Origin of the sequence: Streptomyces vinaceus, from assembly GCF_008704935.1 — a bacterium.
In the GTDB taxonomy this organism is placed as follows: Bacteria; Actinomycetota; Actinomycetes; order Streptomycetales; family Streptomycetaceae; genus Streptomyces; species Streptomyces vinaceus.
Genome location: NZ_CP023692.1, coordinates 7,561,569 through 7,579,404, shown reverse-complemented (window position 1 = coordinate 7,579,404; position 17,836 = coordinate 7,561,569). Strand labels below are relative to the sequence as shown.

At 69.0% G+C, this 17,836-nt stretch carries 12 protein-coding genes and 2 pseudogenes; 5 read left to right on the top strand and 9 right to left on the bottom strand.

Features of this window, described 5'->3' with window-relative positions; translation table 11 throughout:
- Positions 1-264 precede the first annotated feature (264 nt).
- The gene (locus CP980_RS34360; protein ID WP_244328243.1) at positions 265-1,038 is read right to left on the bottom strand and encodes a ComEC/Rec2 family competence protein; all 774 of its coding nucleotides are present in this window, start codon (positions 1,036-1,038) and stop codon (positions 265-267) included.
- An 80-nt stretch (positions 1,039-1,118) separates the two neighbouring features.
- Positions 1,119-1,253 (bottom strand): annotated as a pseudogene (locus CP980_RS36815) (MBL fold metallo-hydrolase); the annotation flags it as partial.
- 345 nt (positions 1,254-1,598) lie between these two features.
- Between CP980_RS36815 and CP980_RS34350 the strand changes: the two are divergent.
- From CP980_RS34350 to CP980_RS34340, 3 genes are all read left to right on the top strand, one after another.
- Positions 1,599-2,600: a DUF2278 family protein gene (locus CP980_RS34350; protein ID WP_132760892.1), complete on the top strand. Its 1,002-nt coding sequence runs from the start codon at positions 1,599-1,601 to the stop codon at positions 2,598-2,600.
- A 200-nt stretch (positions 2,601-2,800) separates the two neighbouring features.
- Entirely contained in the window at positions 2,801-4,462 is a 1,662-nt protein-coding gene (locus tag CP980_RS34345; protein WP_150529987.1) for a hypothetical protein, read from the top strand.
- 48 nt (positions 4,463-4,510) lie between these two features.
- Positions 4,511-5,659, top strand: coding sequence for a hypothetical protein (locus CP980_RS34340; protein ID WP_150529986.1), 1,149 nt, complete (start codon positions 4,511-4,513; stop codon positions 5,657-5,659).
- Here the strand turns inward: CP980_RS34340 and CP980_RS34335 are convergent.
- The 7 genes from CP980_RS34335 to CP980_RS34305 all read right to left on the bottom strand — a co-directional run bounded on the left by CP980_RS34335 (position 5,635) and on the right by CP980_RS34305 (position 16,070).
- A complete protein-coding gene (locus CP980_RS34335; RefSeq protein WP_150529985.1) occupies positions 5,635-8,754 on the bottom strand; it encodes a patatin-like phospholipase family protein in 3,120 nt (1,039 codons plus the stop codon). The genes CP980_RS34340 and CP980_RS34335 overlap by 25 nt on opposite strands.
- Positions 8,755-8,886: 132 nt before the next feature.
- On the bottom strand, positions 8,887-10,749 hold the full coding sequence (locus tag CP980_RS34330) for a peroxidase family protein (RefSeq protein ID WP_150529984.1): 1,863 nt from the start codon (positions 10,747-10,749) through the stop codon (positions 8,887-8,889).
- Positions 10,750-10,784: 35 nt separating this feature from the next.
- Positions 10,785-11,165 (bottom strand): hypothetical protein, encoded by a 381-nt coding sequence (locus CP980_RS34325; RefSeq protein WP_150529983.1) that lies wholly within the window; start codon positions 11,163-11,165, stop codon positions 10,785-10,787.
- A gap of 140 nt (positions 11,166-11,305) precedes the next feature.
- On the bottom strand, positions 11,306-12,703 hold the full coding sequence (locus CP980_RS34320) for a Dyp-type peroxidase (protein ID WP_150529982.1): 1,398 nt from the start codon (positions 12,701-12,703) through the stop codon (positions 11,306-11,308).
- An 18-nt stretch (positions 12,704-12,721) separates the two neighbouring features.
- Complete coding sequence (locus tag CP980_RS34315; RefSeq protein WP_229907131.1) at positions 12,722-14,350, bottom strand: hypothetical protein; 1,629 nt, start codon at positions 14,348-14,350, stop codon at positions 12,722-12,724.
- Between the two features lie 164 nt (positions 14,351-14,514).
- Positions 14,515-14,817 carry a protealysin inhibitor emfourin gene (locus CP980_RS34310; protein WP_150529981.1) on the bottom strand — a complete coding sequence of 101 codons (303 nt, stop codon included), beginning with the start codon at positions 14,815-14,817 and terminating at the stop codon, positions 14,515-14,517.
- A 35-nt stretch (positions 14,818-14,852) separates the two neighbouring features.
- Entirely contained in the window at positions 14,853-16,070 is a 1,218-nt protein-coding gene (locus CP980_RS34305; protein ID WP_150529980.1) for a M4 family metallopeptidase, read from the bottom strand.
- 335 nt (positions 16,071-16,405) lie between these two features.
- On the opposite strand from CP980_RS34305, the pseudogene CP980_RS34300 reads away from it, so the two are divergent.
- Together CP980_RS34300 and CP980_RS34295 are read left to right on the top strand one after the other, a co-directional pair.
- Positions 16,406-17,259 (top strand): annotated as a pseudogene (locus CP980_RS34300) (IS5 family transposase).
- 166 nt (positions 17,260-17,425) lie between these two features.
- Positions 17,426-17,683 (top strand): hypothetical protein, encoded by a 258-nt coding sequence (locus CP980_RS34295; protein WP_189998872.1) that lies wholly within the window; start codon positions 17,426-17,428, stop codon positions 17,681-17,683.
- Positions 17,684-17,836 lie beyond the last annotated feature (153 nt).

The following is a 17,836-nucleotide window of genomic DNA, read 5'->3' as shown; positions in this document are numbered from 1 at the left end:
CTGCGTCGCATGCCGCGCAACCGGACTGCGGGGCAGGGCCGTGAGGAGAGCAGCCACAGGCGGGGACGGCGCGGCCGCGGCGAGGAAGCGGGCTCGGTACACCGGGCACCATCCTTCATGACGGTGGGCGTGGACTCCGGCCAGCGGAACACGGGCCGGGAGCGGAGCCGTGGCGACATCCCGCGGGAGCGGCCGGACGGCGCAGCGGATCAACACCCACGGCCCGCGACTGTTCGGGCGGCCCGGGGATGGAGGTCGTGGCCGTCACGCCGTCGCCGGTAGTTCAAGGACCGCGCCGGTCTCCGGGTCTGCGGGGAAGCGCGCGGAGTATCCGTAGCGCTCGCACAGCTGCGGATCAGCCCACCGGGCGGTGCGCTGCGTGCGGTAGTTGAACCACAGCGTCGGCCCGTCCGGTGCGGACAGTACGACGCGGGCGAGTGCCTCGTCATCGGGATGGTGGTACGTGTCACCGTTGGTGGATACGAGGTAGTGATGGGCAGGGGCGACTTCGAGCAGGGCCTCGGTCACGTTCCGCCGGCTGGCATGGTGCGGAAGTTTGAAGGCGTCCACCTCCAAGGCCCGCAGACCGCGGTGGTCGGCCACCCCTTTCAGGCCTCCCCCGAGCACCGCGCCGAACGCGTCCGCCCCGAGCACGGCGCGGGCGCCGCGGTGCTCGATCAGCAGCGCGATGCTGCTCCCGTTCGGAGCTGTCGTGTCGTCGGTCGTCTCGTGGGCGGCGACGGCGGCGAGATCGCCGAGGGGCTCCAGGACGTCGGGCCTCATGTCGGCCTGCCAGCCACGCCGGGCCTGCTCAATGGTTTCGGACCACTCGCGCTCCAGCGTCACCAGGCGCTCGTTGGTCGGTGAGAGCACGGTGATGTACGGCCCGTCCGGGACCGGTACCTCGATGAACCCGAACTCGTCCCCGGTGTCGATGGGACCGCCGCCGAACGCCCGGTTCCACGGGAGTACGGGACCGGCGGATTCCCCGAGCAACGCCGCCACCAGGCTCTCCCCCTGGGCGACGCTGCCCTCCACCCTGCGCTCTGTGGGCAGGTGCGGGGGCCGTTGAACCAGTAGTCGCCGACGCCTTCGGCATACTCGCTCCGCAGGAACGGGAGCATGCCGCCTATGTGGTCGCTGTCGATGTGGGTCACCACGGCGACGTCAATGTGCCGCTCGTCGGGTTCGAGCCGGCTCAGCCTCTTTTCGAGCCGGGGCCAAGTGCTCGGAGGGCCGCCGTCGACGAGCATGCGCCAAGGCGGTCCGCTGCCGCGCGCGCACTCCACGAGCAGACAGTCGCCCAATCGCGCGGGCAGTACCTCGATGCGGATGGCTGTGTCCATGGGATCGTCTCCCTCCAGCCGGGCGCACCACCAAATCTACGCTTGTCAGCCGGGTGCCGCACCGCTGCGAGGACGTATCGGCCCGTTCGTTGGCCGCAGGGCAGGCGGGTGAACATTGGGTGATTCGGTGTCCCTCCGAGCCGTGGTCGGGGATAACGGCGAGGAGGATGAGCGGTCGGCAGGGCTGCCCCGGCTCGCCCAACGCCCACACCCCGGCCGCGCCGCTCCACACCGGAATCCGGAGGATGACCCATGCCGCTGAAAGGTTACGGTGTCCTGGCCGCCCGCGCCGTCGACCGGCGCCGGGAGGGATCCAGAGACACTCCGCACTACCAGATCCACCTCACCGACAACGCCGGCACCCACTACCGGGCCGCTGTCAACGTGGAGTCACAGCAGGCGCCCTCCGAGCTCCTGTACCTGGCCGACGACGATTTCCGCCATCCCGTGACCGAGCTGCTCCCGCCGGCCGGCAGCGGATGGACGGCCCTCGTGTCACAAGCGGGCAAAGCCAGCCTGGACTTCATCCGAGGCAACATGTTCGACCCCGCCGCGATGCGCATGCTCCCGCCCGATGTCGAGGGCGCCGACAACGACCTGGCCGACCTGCTCGACCACTACGTGCAGCGTGCCATCGCCGACCCCACCGCCGCCGTCTACCTCTTCGGGCAGCGGTTCGGCCCCGAGAAGAACATCCCGGACAAGGTGTTCGGCTTCCGGCCCGGCAACGGCGTACACGACATCCACATGAACCAGGGCAACAGCGGCCGGTTCCGCTCCGACAACGGCGTCTGGCAGGACGGCGCCCTGTTCGTGCACCTCCCCGCCGAAAACCGCTGGATCGCGATCTTCCTGGCCTTCCAGTCCCAGGCCTGGCACACCGCCGACCAAACCGGCCACCCCCTCGACACCGCACCGCTCCGCGCCGGCGACCGCGACGAGCCCCTGCGGATCATGGCCGCCCTGGTCCACCCCTCCGGCCCCGCACCCGAAGCCGTCACCGTACTGAACGTCTCGCCGGCGCCCGTCGACCTTCAAGGTTGGCAGCTCACCGACCTCAACCAGCACTCCCTGCCGCTCCCCGCTGGCACGCTCCAGCCCGGCACCACCCTCACCGTCCCGGGCGGCAACGGATTCCATCTCGACAACCGGGGCGGCACGATCACCCTCGTCAACCCGGACGGCATCAAAGTCCACGGCGTCGCCTACACGGCGAAAGAAGGCGAGCGCGAGGGCCGGACCATCACGTTCTGAACACCACCGGCACCGAGCCCCACAGCGCCCTCGTCCATCGGCCAGAAGGAACCTGACCGGCGGGCGAGGGTGTTCTCACGTACCGCCATGGGAGTGGATCTGCAGCTGCCGCCGGAATGGGGCGGTATGCCCGGGTACGTATGTGCACATTGGCTTTTATTACCACTGGAAGCATGACACCTTGCGGGAGCGGACCGGCCATGCCCGACCACGCGCAACTGCGGCGGGCGACCGCCTGGATGAGCGGAACTGCCGTCGAGGAGGGCGACGCCGCCCGCGTCTCGGTCGCCCTGCCCGATGCATCCGGTCACTTCCCGCCGAAGCCTGACATCGCCGCCGGCGCCTGCGGACCGGGTTCCACCGCGCTGGAGCCGGGCCGGTTGTACCGCAGGATCAGCGGCCGTGACGATCGGGCTCGGCCCGTCAGCGATGAGGAACTGGCGGAGTTGGGCGACCCGCTGGCGGTCACGTTCTTCCGCGCGGGCAGGTTTCCGACCACCGTGCAGGAACTGCTGTCCCAACTCCCCGCCACGGCGGCCGCCTCACGCAAGGTGTACCTGGTCAGCGAGGCCGGGCAAATCTCACCGGGTGCCATCGGCGAGCGCGACATGCGGTTCGCGATGACCACCGCCGTGGAAGGCAGTCAGGTGGACCTTCTGGTCAGCACCCAGGCCGGCGGCGACCCCGAGCGCGGATTTCTCCAGGTCGCGGCGTGGGATTCCGCAGCAAAGGTCTTCAACTTCTACGCCCGGTTCGGGTCGAGCTGGGTGTGGGCGGGCAACTCCTGGCACGCGCTGGAGCCCGACTCCCGGGGCAAGGGCTGCTTCGACAGCCACGTCAACGGCAGCGCCGTGATGAAAGAACTGAGGATCCCCTGGCTCAACTGGCAGTCGGAGCGGGCCACGATCCGGCTCGCCGAGGATGACCCGCTCCGCCAGGACCTGCTGTTCCAGCAGGTCATCGGAGCCGAACGGCTGGAACTCACCGTCAGGTCCCTCGTCGCGCGGTGGACGGCTGCCCGCCTCGCCGCGGTGACCGCGAACGGCGTGGTGGACCACCCCGACCGGCTGCTGCGCCACCTGTTCACCAACACCACGATCAACCTCACCAGTACGGACCGGCAGAGCAGCACCATCACGGCGGACAGTGGCGAGCTGACGCTGCCCACAGGGTTCTGGCTGAACCAGGACCTCCTGTTCGACGACCTTCGCCTGTTCACGCAGGCTGCTCCGCCGAGAGCACAGGCCGCCGCGTACCTGGCCAGCCTGACACGGTTCGGCTTCCGGCTGGAGGAGAAGTTCAGCGGCTTTTCCCAGCCGGGTGACACGTTCTTCGCCTTCGTCGTCCCCGAGGCCGCCCACGAGGACAACGAGGTGGTCCGGCAGATGGTCCGCACGGGGCTCATCTCCGCCAGGTTCGCCGCCTGCGCGCTGATGGTGGACTTTCCCAACCCTGTCTTCAGCCCCGCCCGCAGTCTCCTCATGCGGTACGTGCCGACCACTCCCACCAAGGCCGCGGAGTTGGGTGACAAGGTCGCCCGGGCCATCTTGGACGCCACGCGCACACGCGACCTGTCCGCCGACAGTCCCGAAGCCCGCTTCGCCGCGCACTGGCAAGTACCCGAAGACGCCTGGCCATCAGTGCTCGGACAACGGGTCGACGCCTATCTGCGCAAGGTCACCCAACGGGCCCAGACCGCATCCGGATTCGACGACTACGTCCGGTTGGCCGAGTCGCGGCGTCGCCAGTTTCGCCGCATGAAACTGCATGAGTTCGAGCTCACCATGCCGGTCACCAACATTCCTCCCGGTGCGCCACCACTGGCGATGCGCGAGGACGGCACCGTCACGGAGCTGACCTGAAGCCGCCCCGCCCCCTTTCCGCCTTCACGAGCAAGGAGAACCAGCGCCATGGCCACACTCGATGCGTACGGGCCTCCCGGCAACCTCGACGATCTGGATGACTTCGGCCGCAAGGCCTGGAACAAGTTCATCTCCGACACGGTCGACGAGGCCGTTCAGGGCCCCGATCCCCGTCAGGTACTGAACGACAGCCCGAGACCGCAGTTCTACAACCTGACCGGCACGGACACGGCCTCGGACGTCCAGCGCGCCTCCATCACGTGGACCGCCTTCCCCCGCATCATCAAGATCACTTCCGTTGGCGATCTCCAGCGATGGCAGCGCGCCGACGCCAGCCGCGACGTCCAGGACGAATACTGCGAGTGGAGCGTCGCCCGCGACGGCTCGGGAAAGATCACCCGGGTGACGTTCACCTGTGAAGGCCCCGAGTATTGGGAGGTCCTGGCGCAAACGAACCCGGACAAGGTGGTCGACCTCTACCGCGCCTTCATCAGTCCGGACGTGCGCAAGGAGGATCTGTTCTCGCCCAGCGGCAGGTACCAGCCGCGCAACAAGTGGAACGACTCCACGAGCCACGGCGCCATGCACCTGATCCAGGCGAACAACACCCTGGGCGCGGAGATCGAGCTGGCTGCCGCAGCCACCATCCGACGCGTCCTCAACGGCCAGGAGTTGAGCACGGAGCAGGAGCTCGTCAACTGCAGCAAGTACGGGGCCGCAGAACGCAACAGTGATCCCCACATCGGCGCGGGAGTCAACGCCCTGGCCCGCCAGAAGGCCGACATCAGCCTCGCGGACCCGGTGGGACTGTACTTCGACGACCTGTCGACAGACGGCTGGGAGACCCCTGACGGCTCCGATCCCCGGAGCTACTGGACCTATGTGCGGGGCGACTCGGAACACCGTGTCCGCGCCGTCTACGAAGTGCCCCAGGCCAAGGGTTTCGCTGTCGGGGACATCACCATCGGCGGGAGGCCGATCGAGTTCGGAGCCCAGATCGCGGACTTCATCACCATCAGGCTCACGGGCCTCGCCTGCCGCTTCAACAGCTCCACCGCCCAGCCGCAGACCGCCTGCAAGGAGTTCCCCGCGGTCGACGTGCGGCCGGAGGGGTTCGGCGCATCCGCGTTCTCCACCTCCGGCCGCTTCTTGGATCCCCGGCCCACCCTCTCCTACCGCTCCTCCCGCGCCACCTGACCCGTACCGTCGGGGAGCGGCCGGCGGGCCTGGCTGCCGATGAAGTGTCCAAGCGCCCGGTAGGCGTCGAACTGGGCATGGTCGAACCACTGGTCGAACGTGGCCTGGCGGGGGAAGGCCTTCTCCCTGAGGGCGTAACTGAGCAGCTCGTACGGCATGTCGCGGGTCAGGCTGGCCTTCAGGAAGACGATCGTCCCCTTCGTGTCGGGGGGTGTGCCGGGCGAGAACTCGACGGGCTCGGGGTACTCGATCGTGCCGCGCACCACGCAGGTGGCGGAGAACCGGGCGTTCAGCGCCGCCATGGGCTTCTCGGGCGGGAGCGGTTCGGCGCTGCCGGGTACCAGGCCCAGCAGCAGTTTCTGCCCGTCCTTCTCGAAGGTGATCTTCACTCCGAGGTCTTCGTAGGCGAGCGTGACCGCCTGCGCGAGGGTGGTGGCCAGCGGTGGCGAGTCTCCCGAGGAATCGATGACGTAGATCGTCCGGCAGCGGAGCCGGAGCGTTTCCACCAGACCGAGATTGTCGAAGTGCCCGCCGTCCGTGCACAGGAGCAAGGGAGTGGTGTCCGAGTACCAGCCCACCAGTTCCTGGAGTTGGTACCGCAGCCGCCGTACCCGTGGCAGCCGCGGCATGATCCGGCAGGGCCCGTACTTCGCCAGCTCCGCGAGGTAGAGCGGGTTGGGGACCCAGGTGCCGAGCCGCACGTTGGAAAGGGCGAGCAGCCGCTCCATGAACATCGTCTGAGTGCCCATCGCGGAGGCGAAGGCCGCTCCTGACACGGCGACGGCCGACTGCACGGTCAGATCGCGTCCGATCAGCGCGGGTGCCGTGTTCTGGAGGGTGTCGGTGCGGACCCAGCCCGTGTCGGGGCCGCCGCAGTAGTCGGAGGCGAAGGTGAAGGGCACGGCGGGGCGCCCGGGGGCGGTGCGGTTGCGCAGCGAGATGGCCGCCGAGGCGGCGAAGATGACCTGGGGGAAGCCCGCCACTCGTCGCGCGTAGGGATCCAGTGGGGTCGGCTCGCGGTTGTAGTCGTACGGCAGGGCGCCCACCGAGCCGTCCTTCAACACCGAGCGCCGGACGGCGAAGGCGCCCGCGAGCCGCTGTCGGTAGAAGGGGTGCAGGCTGAAGGTGGTCTGGTCGATCACGAACGCCAGCACGATCAGGGCGATCGGGATTCCGACCTTCCACCAGATGTCCCAGCTGTCGGCGTACACGGCGGCCCAGGACATGAGGGCGAGGTAGAAGAACGCGACCAGGAGCAGCACCAGCCAGCACACCACGACCTTCATCCAGCCGGTGCCGACCTGAACGACGAGGGACGGACCGCTCTTGCCGAACAAGCCGGCCTTCTCCCCGTCCGGCTTCACCTCCTTCACCGTCTTGTGGACGACGGTGAACCAGGTGCCGGCCGCAGCCGCCACCGCCGTGAGCGCGGCGAGCGCCGACAGTCCCCTGCCGTCGTTGTGCACCACACCCTGTTCGACCGCCAGCCAGGCGAAGAACCAGATCACCGCCGGAAGGACGACGGCGATCAGGGTGACCACCAGGGCCATGGCCACGATCGTGTTCACGATGCTGCGCAGCCAGGCGGGGCGGGACTTCATGGTGCCCGCCCCGACGAAGGCGGCCCCCACGGACACCAGGCCCGCCAGACCGAACAGGGCGAGCACCGGGTGCCAGGCGTTCGGATACAGCTCAAGGGACGGCAGGAACACCTCCGTGGCCCCGGGACACTTCGGGACGTCCGGAACCTCACACGTCGGCGCGACCACCCTCACCCGCGGCATGAAGCGGTGCAGGTCGGTAAGCGGAAGGTGCGAGTAGAACGCGTTCAGGAACTGGCCCGCCACGGCGAAGAGCAGCGCCAGCATGCCGAAGGAAACGGCCATGCCGCGCAGCACCGCCCCGGCGGCGTGCATCCGTTCCTTGGGCGTGTCGGCCAGGTACTTGGCGTGGCGGCGGATGTGGTCCTCCTCCTGGCTGCCCGGCGAGAACGCGTCGGCGGGCTCCGCGAGACCGGGCCGCACCGAAGGGTTCCCGTCCGCGTCCGTGAGGCGGGCACCGGTCAGGGCCAGCTGGAGGGCGCCGGCCGTGTACCCCCCGCCGGACACCGCCACCAGATAGTCCGCTTTGAGTAGTTGCTCGCGCAGCGCCTGCAGCGCGCCCAGGGTGATCGAGGCCGACCGGATACCGCCGCCGGAAACGCAGAAGCCGACCTCAGCAGGCTGTCGACCGGGCGGCTGGTAGGCACGCGTGCGCCAGCGGTTGGCCGCCTTGTCGGCGGGGTCCTGAGCCTGGGCCTGGTGCGGTGGTGCCGGGTCGGGGGCGGCGGTCCACTCGGGTCGGGGCTCCCAGTCGTGGGGCGCAGCGGGCGGAAGGATCACGTCGGGGTGGCTGCGCTGGCTCTCCGTCTCGCCGGCGGGCCGATTGGTGTGGGCCACGACGGGGCGGGGATGGTCCTCCCGCCCGCTCTGTACGAGGGAGGGGTCCTGCACACGGCGGCAGTAGAGGGTGACGACGACCACCACGGCCGCCGCCACCAGCGGGATGACGAGCGCCCACTTCACCTGGGCGAAGTAGGACGCCCACTGCAGGTACCGCTCCAGATCACGCTCCGAGGCCGTCCGCAGGACGCCGGCCCAAGGCAGTACGGGACCGTCCGGGGCGGCCTTGATCCGGTCCAGCGCCTTCCAGAGGAAGATGTTCTCCACGCAGTCCGCCGCCACCACCACGGGGGTGAGGTAGAGCGCGCGCCGGGCCCACAGGCGCGTGGACTTCCGGTAGAGGAACAGGTGCCCGAGTCCGAAAGCCCCGGCGAGAGCCGCTCCGTACCCGGGAATCAACCAGCGCCAGTCCAGCACCAGGCCGTCCTGGAAGAGCTCGGACCCGCCTGCGTCCTTCACGATGGCGCGGGCCGTATCCGCGTTCACCGGGAACTGCAGCAGCAGTTCGCCGTCCTGCGAGGGTCTGGCCCGGAACGGTGGATCCGCCGCGTACCAGAGGATCATGAAGAGCCCGACGGCAAGCCCGAACAGGCACAACCACACCGCCCAGCCCGGCACCTCTCGCAGCTTCACCTTCGCCTGAGCATTCGCCATGCAGGCAAAGTAGTCACCTGAACACGACTCGTCATGATGCGCGCCCTACACGAGGCGGCGCAGGACCCACTCAGCGCACCCGCCTTGGCCTCGGACCCGCCGCTCCCGGCCTGAAGTGTGTCCATATGGCGATCATGTCAGCGGATGCAGCGTGTTCCAGGGGGTGAAGGCGTTGTCCACGGCCCGCATGGACGAGCGCAGTTCCGGGAAATGGCGCAGCATCACGCTGGTCATGCCGTTGTTCTCGATCCAGTCCAGGCCGGTCTGCGTGTACACCTGTGGTGTGTAGTCCCTCGTCAGGAACCGGTCGCTGTTGAGCCGGCGCGAGGCCATCAGGACGAAGATGCGGAAGGCCGTGTCGCTGAAGGCGAAGCCCTTGGGGCGAGGTTCTGCGTACATGCCCACCATCAGGTCGACGCCTTCGATGTCATCGTCGTAGATCCGTCGCATCTCCTCCGCCCAGACCGGGTTGTCCGTCAGCGCGGCGAAGTCGGCGGCCGGCTCCAGGTGGAGCCGACGCCGGAACTCGTTGTACCTGGGCACGCCCATCTCGCGGATCCGCAGCACGTCGACGGCCGCCAGGTCCATGAGTTTCTCGTCCGGACGCTGGTACTCCTGGAGGAACTTCGGGTAGTTGTGCAGGGTCACCAGGCCGGGGTGCGAGGTGCCGAAGGAGTAGAACAGGTCCGGCAGGCCGTGGTTGGCGAACACCTCGTACGCGCGCCGGCCGGTCAGCTCGCGGAAATTGGTCTCCTGGAGCAGCGAGTTGTCCGCGGCCGAGCGGAAGCTCCAGTCATCGGGCACCAGCGGATGCATGCGGTAGACCGCCACGAACTCCTCGGTGAGGGAGTAAGGGACGCCGAAGTGGTCGGTGTTGCCTCCTACGATGCCGCTGAGCAGCTCGTTCCCGCTGATCCGGCCGAGTATCCGTTGCACTCGCTCGCCGAGCAGGCCGTACCAGTTGGCGCGCAGTGCGCTGACGGTGGTCGGGTGGCTGATGACGGCGGGGGTCCACTCCACGGTGTGGATCTTGGCGATGAGTGCGGCGTTGATCAGGCGCGCCCGCTGGAAGAGCTGTTCGTCCGACCAGGCGGGGAAATCGCGGCTCAGCCGGTCGCAGATGGCGTTGTGCTCCAGGGCGAACACGTGGTGCATCATCAGCAGGCCCAGCCAGAAGCCCGGAGTGTTCGCGGGATCCAGCTCCGGGGCGTCCGCGAACAGCATGCCGTCGCGGGGCGCTTTGAGTTGGCCCTTCTCGCCCGAGCGCATCCGCCGCTGGGTCGCGAGGTCGCTCCCGTAGAGCTGGGAGGCGTCCCACCAGTGCGAGTTCTCGTTGATGTACGTCGGCGGCAGGCCGTCCCCGTCATCGGTGCGGGTGGTGTCGGGCAGGGTCCGGGGTACGAGCATCGGCTGGGTCGGCCAGGGGTCGCCGTCCTCCAGTTCGATCCGCCAGGGGTCGTCGATGGCACCCTGTCCGTGACTGACCCAGTCGCGGATCATGAACTGGAGCCATGCGGCGACCAGGGCGTTGACGGACGTGGCCGGGATGAACTCGTCCCGGGTGAGGAGCGTACGGCTGACCTCGCGCGGGCTCGGAGTGAGGATCTGCGGCTCCGGCTCGGGGAAGGTCACCTCCGGCGGGACGTTGCGGCCGAAGCGGGAGTGCGCCATGCCCATGCGCGGGTTGTCGAGGTCGTTGTAGGAGCCGTCGGCGGTGCGCTCGGTGAGGTGCCGCGCGGCCGGCGGCTCGATGTCGGGCACCCCCTGTGCGGGGTACCCGTTGGTGTCGTGCAGGTTCTTGCGGCGCAGGTTGTCGCGCAGGCCCATGAGGGTCAGCAGGCCGAGCGGCGTCGGCAGACGCTGCCAGCCGAGTTTGCGGTCGACGGCCAGCGCCACATTGTCGTGCAGGCGTACGAACGGCGAGCAGGCGCCCTTGCCCTCGGCGTGAGCCGACGGGTGCGTGCGGGTCCGGGCGTGGAAGGGGGCTTTTCGCATCGCGGAGTTCCTTTCGGCGCCACTCGGTCGAATGGTCAACCCGTGCCCCGCCGCGGCCAACCGGCCACCAGCGTGAGGGCGACGTTCACCGTGGAGATCGCCGTGGCGGTCGCCGCCGCCCGTGGCGCAAGCATGCCGCACCGGCCGGCCGCGACGGCCGACAACGCGTCGCTGGCGTGGACGACCGTGCCGACGCGCAAGGCCCGGGCGATCCGGGCAGGGTCCTGGAGAAGCAGCAGTTCGGCGCCGATGAACACGGTCCGCACACCGAACATCCGCAGGACGTAGGAGAGGGCAGGCTGCGTACCGTCCGCACCCAGCCGACGGGCCACCACCTGCGGGGCCAAGAGCGCCGCCACACCGTTCACCAGCCGGATTCCGGCCAGGCTGTACCGCGCAAAGGAGCGCGCGTTCATGGCCATTACCCCTTCCAAGGAGACATAGGGGGAATAGACAGTGTGGGAGCTCGGGCGTCCTATACGATCGTAATGGGGATCGTAGGTCTTCGCGCGCCGTGCGGCAGTCGTGCCGGGATCCGTGTGCCCGGGATACAACGTCAGCCCTCGCAGAGGTAGCGCAGCGCCCGGAGGCCCGGCAGGAAGAAGTAGGCGCCGCCCCGGATGGAGACGAACTGGGGCAGGCCGCGGTAGCGGGTGCGGACGGGCACCGCTTGGACGGTGAACGTCGCATCATGGTTCTCGCGGGGCGCGACGACCGGGTCCGGACCGTCGTACAGCCCGTTGAAGTGGGCATTGTTCAGCCAGGTGTGCTGGACGAACTCGAACTGGCGGGAGATGTTCGCTCCCAGACACAGGAAGTGCAAGCCCGTCTCCCCGTCGCCGTCGGCCTCGCCGTCGCCGCCGTACGCACGGCCGCGGCGAAGGAGCCGGTGGCGTCGTCCGATCGCGACCGACTTAGCCGATCCGGGCTCGGGATCCAGCGAGTCGCGCGGGTTGGCCCGGCGAACGTGGGCGCCGAGGGGGCAGCTCAGGCCTTCCGGATCGGTGGCGAAGTAGCCGAAGTCGTTGTCCGAGCCGAGACTGGGGTCGTCCCGCAACGGTGCGCGTACCAGTGGCGCGCCGCTGGGCCAGCGGCCCACCATACGTGCCCCGAGTGCCTCGCCTGCTTCGGGATCGGCGGAGCCGTCGGGGCGCCGCGTCGCTTCTTCGAGGTACCGGTGGAAGCCCGCCACGTCCTGACGGAGCTGCCGGAACACCAGGTAGCTCCCGTTGCGGCCGAAATCGGCGGCGCCGCCGCCGTCCGGCGCACGGGGTAGCAGGCCGGTGGTGTCGTACCCGGCGGGCAGCAGCGGCCGGTCGGTGAGCAGACCGTACTCGTTGGCGTAGCCGAGGACGAACTCCCCCGCCTTGACCGCGTCGTCGCCGGCGGCGACCTTGGAGAGCCCCTCGACCAGCGGCTGGGAGATGCCGTCGCGGAAGCCGAAAGGTTCACGGTCGGTCAGCGGGGACGTACCCAGGCGGGCGGCCACGGTGAGCCCGCCGCCTCCGAGGGCGTCCTGACGAACCTGCGCCTCCAGCCGGCCCAGGAGCTCTTCGTCCCGGGCGTACAACAGCGCCAGGACGTCCACGGGCGGGCAGTCCGGGCCACCCCAGCGCCAGCCGTTCGGCGCGTTCTCCCCCACGTCGCCCAGCAGACGGGAGCGACTGGAGTCGGCCATGCCCGAGACGAACTCCTGTGAGAAGCCGTCGAGTTCGCGGGTTTCCAGCCCGAGGCGGCGCAGACCGTCCGAGGTGAAGGCCAGGTTCAGGGCCGACTCGGGCGACTGCGCGCCGCCGTTCGTCACCAGCCGAGCCAGCCGCCCCAGTGCGGGGCGCGCGGCCGTCGGGTCCTCCACCGTGATCAGCAGGAAACAGGCCGACTTCAGGGCGCCGTAGCCGCGTACGACGAGGCCCTGGATGTCGTCCAGCTCCAAGGGCGCAGCAGTCTCCGCCATCACCGTCACACCCCTTCTCTAGAACAAGGCGAGCCAGGCCCTGGTCTCGGCCGGGCCGAGGTCCGCGAAGAGGCCCGCGCGGATGGAGGCGTTGGTTTCGAGGTTCCGGGTGGTCAGCTCGTCATACGCCGAGTACCACACCTGTGTCGGCAACTGGTGGCAGCGCAGGTAGTGCTTGAAGGCCAGTTCGTCCTCGGCGCCGTCCCACAGGAGCCACCTGGTGCGCGGATAGCCGTGGCCGTTGCTGAAGACGGCGTTGAGGCCCCAGGCGACCTTGTCGATGAAGTCGTCCATGTAGCTTTCGAGGCTGCCGTCGTAGTTGCTCGCGAAAATGACGCGCCGTTTGTCGTCCAGGAACAGCCAGCGGGCGAAGTGGATGGTCTTGACCCCGGCCAGGCTGCCCCGGTTGAAGAAGTGGCGCACGCCGTAGTCGACGGCGAACAGCACCCCGGTCAGCGTGGCCCGCCGGAACCGGCCGGACTTGACGAGGCCCACCGCCGTGAACGGGTTCTGCGTGGCGAAGTCCTCGCAGGCCGCCAGCCTGGCCACGTGGTCCCGTGAGGGGTGCTCCTGGCTGGGGACGTCACCCCGCTCGCGCCAGCGCAGCACCACGGCCCAGACCGGCAGTGCGATCAGGATGACGGGCAGCAGCGCGAGCGCGACGAGCGGTACGCCCGCGAGGTGCACCGCCTCCCGGATCCGCCACCGCAGCGCGGGCGGGGCGGGGCCCGACCGCGCCCAGGCCAGGTCGGGGCGACCGGCGACGTACCGCTGGATGGCGACCCGTACCTCCGCCGGATCCGCGGTGGCCTGCTCGGCGCCGCGCCGGTCCAGGAACTCCTGGATCGCCTCGCGCAGCCGGGCTTCCTGCTGGATCTGGTGCAGGCCCCGGCCGACCGTGTTGACGTAGAAGGCGTCGCTGGACACGCAGTGGGCCCGCAGCCACGCGACCCGCGCGGCATCCGGTGCGCCGGCGGGCGGATAGTTCCGGCAGTGCCCGAACACCGTTCCCAGGCCGCTGCCTGCCTTGGCGACGAGGTCGGCGAGGTGCGCGTCCAGCGGCGCGTCGGCCTCACTCATGTAGACGATGCTCGCCGGCATCCTCTGCCCGGTGTGGTCCGTATCCTCGGGAACGAGGACCAGTCGCGCGAAGTGGACGCCCACCATCTCGGCGAAGGGGAAGAACTCGCCCCCGGCGTGGCGGCGGTTGGCCTCGGCCAATACCTCTTGCACCTCGGCCACCCGGTCCGTGGGCACGGTGGCCCGGACGGTGACGGCGATCTGCTGCGACGCGCGTCGGGGCGAAGCTGAAGTGGGCGAACCAGGAGAGGACAGGGCGAAATTGAGGACCTTGCGCCGCCCCCAATAGACGATGCCGAGATGGACGCCGGGCGTGACCTCCCGGATCTCGTCGCGGATCCAATGCGCGAGGGCGGACGTCCGGGAGTAGTCGAGCACGGTGCACTCCCCGCCGTCGAGCCGGCTGGCGCCCCGGTACACCTTCGCCCGTATCGCGCGCACTCCGAACGGCGTGACCTTGTTGCGCAGTTCGCCCCGGTCGGCGTCGAACACCTTGCCCTTCCACGCGATGAGCCGCACCAGCCCGGCCACCACCGTCGACAGCGCCGCCCCACGCGCCACCAGCACGGTGCCGCGTTCATCCCCGACGGGTACCTCTCCTGGGGGACTCGTACGGAACAACTCATCGAGAGCGGGGCGGGAAAGGGTCATCAGCCGATCGACATCCGCCCCCTCGGCACGGCTCATCGCACACCTCCGTGGGCCACACCACCAGGGTGTTTCACCAGGCGTCACTGCCGGTCCAGGTATTCCTGCAGCCGTGCGAGCAACGCCGCGAACGCGGGGGTCATGGCGGCGTCCGACTGCTTGAGGACCGTCGATCGGCCGCCGTCCTCCACCGTTATCGTGTAGCTCATCGCGTCCCTGGCCCGGCCGGGCTGGTCCGCCACGGGCGGTGCGACCGCCGCCGCCACCAACCGGGCCAGCTCCGAAGCCGCGTTCTCCGGCAGGGTGTCCGTATCCAGCACCTTGGGCGGGAGGCGGAGGTTGACCGTCGCCGCCAGCCCGCCGTGTGCCGCCAGAGTCACCTTCATTGCGCGCACCCTCGTATCGGCGGCAATTCCCGGTGTCAGCCGGTCCCCTTCAACGCGGCCACTTCCTTGGCCAGTCTGGTCACCTGGGCGCTCAGTTCGCCGACCTGCCTGGTCAGGGCTGCGACGCCGTCCTGTCGGCTCAGACCACCGTTCCCGTCGACGGTCCGGCTCCGCCCCCGGGCCACTCCGGCCGGGACGCCCCTGATGGGGATTTCCACCCCTTGCCACGCGGCCAGCACGGCCGACTGCTCGGCGCTGCCGACGCCGAAGAGTTCCCCGGCCTTCTGGAACGTGGTGTCCGCGAAGTCCTGGAACTGGGTCTCCGAGCTGGACGCCTTCAGCGATTCGTACCAGATGGGCCCGGCACCCTCCCATGCGAATCCGCCGATGCCCACGGCCGCCAGGAAGAACGCCTTGTTCGGGATGCCCGAGTTGAAGTGCACCCCGCCGGAATCCCCTTCCTCGGTGTCGGGAAGGTGGATGAACTTGCTCATGCGGTCAGGCTGGGGGTCCTTTCCGAACAGTGCGTTGTCGTACGCGTGCCCCGGGGCCTTCATCGAACGCAGGGCGTCGGCATCGATGCCCGGAGTCCACACGTCGGCCCCGATCAGCCAGTCCGCCTCGTCGACCGACTGTTTCAGCGACCACTGCTTCACCAGCGATCCGAAAACATCCGACAACGACTCGTTCAGAGCCCCGGACTGGTTGTGGTACACGAGCCCGGCAGTGTGTTCGGTGACTCCGTGCGTCAACTCGTGCGCGATCACGTCGAGGGATCGGGTGAGGTCACCCAGCATCTTTCCGTCGCCGTCGCCGAAGACCATCTGACGGCCGTCCCAGAACGCGTTGTTGAACTTCGCACTGAAGTGAACGTACCCGTCCAGGCGCATTCCGTGGCCGTCGATCGAGTCGCGCTGGAACACCTCCTTGTAGAAATCGCGTGTCAGGCCGAGTCCGTCGAACGCCCGGTTCGCGGACTCGTCCGCGGACTCCGGTCCGTCCTCGGACCTGGCCATGACGGCGGATGCGAGGAAGCTCCCTTGGTCGCAGTCGAAGACGGTGCGCCGGCCGTTGCCGGTGGCGGTTGCGGCCGGGCCGGCGAAGGACGCCCGGACCGCTCGTTCGCCCCGCAGGCGAGCGGTGGTCAGCATCGTGTCCAAGGCGGCCTGGCGCACTTCGCCGTCCTGGCTCTCCAGAAGCTTCTTCAGAAGGTGCGGGGGGATGATGCAGTTGAGTCGGGAGGTCTTGCTCATGGGACACATCCTGGGAAGGAAGAGCAACGGGCAAGCAGGCACCGGGGCGGGGAGGGTTCGCGACGTTCGATGCGGCAGCACACGGCCTTGCCACGCCTCTTGGCGAGGGTCTCGTGGACGAACGGCAAGACGAAGTGCAAGAGCCCACTGGGCGTGGCAACAGCGGAAGAAGCATCGGCGCCGGCCGGCCCAGTTTCCAGAGGCGGGGCCATGCTCATATCACCAGTCTCCGGCGCCCCCTGGCGACTGGCAAACGCAACCCGAGCGCACAGGACGAAGCCGGGCTCAGTGGACGTTAAGTCCGTGTTGGGCATGTCCATGCTGATATGCGGGCCATGGAGAGGAAGCCGTACCCCAGCGGCTTATCGGACGAGCAGTGGGCGTTGATCGAGCCGATGATCACGGCGTGGAAGCAGGACCGGGTGGCACGGTCGGCGAGCGGTGGTCCCGGGGCCTGTGATCTGCGGGAAGTTGTGAACGCGATCTTCTACCAGACCGGACGGGCTGCCAGTGGCGCTATCTGCCCCACGACCTGCCGGCCTGGTCGGCGGTGTTCTACTACTTCACGCTGTGGCGCCAGGACGGTCTCGACCAGCGCATCCAGGAGCTCCTGCGCTGCCAGGTGAGGGAGAGAGCCCGCCGATTAGAGGACCCGTCCCTCGTGATCATCGACACCCAGTCTGTCCGCGCCGCGGCGGGTGTCCCCAAGACCACGACGGGACTGGACGCGCACAAGAAGGTGTCGGGCCGCAAGCGGGGCCTGGCCGTAGATGTGACGGGGCTGGTCATCGACGTCGTCGTGCTGGCCGCCTCCGCACACGACGACGCCGCCGGGACCGCCCTGCTTGACCAGGCCGCCGAGCGGTGCGGCAACCGCCTGGAGAAGGCCCTGGTGGACCAGGGCTTCAAGGACGAGGTCCTCATCGACGGCGCCCTGGCCGGCATCGACGTCGAGATCGTCCGCCGCAGCCCCGCTGACCAGGGCAAAGGCTTCATTCCGCAACCGAAGGGGTGGATCGTGGAGCAGGTCAACGGCACGCTGATGCTGCACCGCCGCCTCGCCCGTGAGTACGACCACCGGCCCGACACCTCCGCCTCCCGCGTCTACTGGGCCTCGATCTCGAACATGGCCCGCCGCCTCACCACACCGTCTCCGGCCTGGCGCGACACCCTCGGGCTGGCCGCGTGAACGTCACCGAGCTCCCGGCCGGCCTCCAGGCCCGGCACCAAGTCCTCTGCGGGTGGGCATCGAGTCCGGCAAGGGCGGTGAGGAGCTCCAAGACCGGGATCTTCGCAGGGACCACCGACATCCGCTGAGACCAGGCGTCGCAGCTGGGCCTGGGCTGTTCGAGGGGTTGCCCGCCGAGCACCGCGAGGGCTACAAGCGAAACCTGTACGAGCCCTGGAACAAGGGCCTGAACGCCGAGGACGGCTGCGACAACCGCAAGGAGGTCATCCTCACCGAAGCCGTCGTGGCCCCGCAGGTAGCGGCCGACTGCAAGCTGACCGTCGGCTCCTGGCGCAGCGCCTACGACGACGACGTGGTGACGGACACGGCCCGGCTTGATGTGCACCACTTCGTGCCGCTGGCCGAGGTCCACTACTCGAAGTAGGCGGAGTTGTATCGTCTGCATCCGCCTGGCTCGGTGACCACCTCTGACCTGGTCGAAGAGGTGCGGCTGTCGCTCATCCAGTGATGACGGGGCCTTCTACCTCGGGGGATCATGATCCAACGCCCACGATGTTGCATCTGATGCAACCGTGGG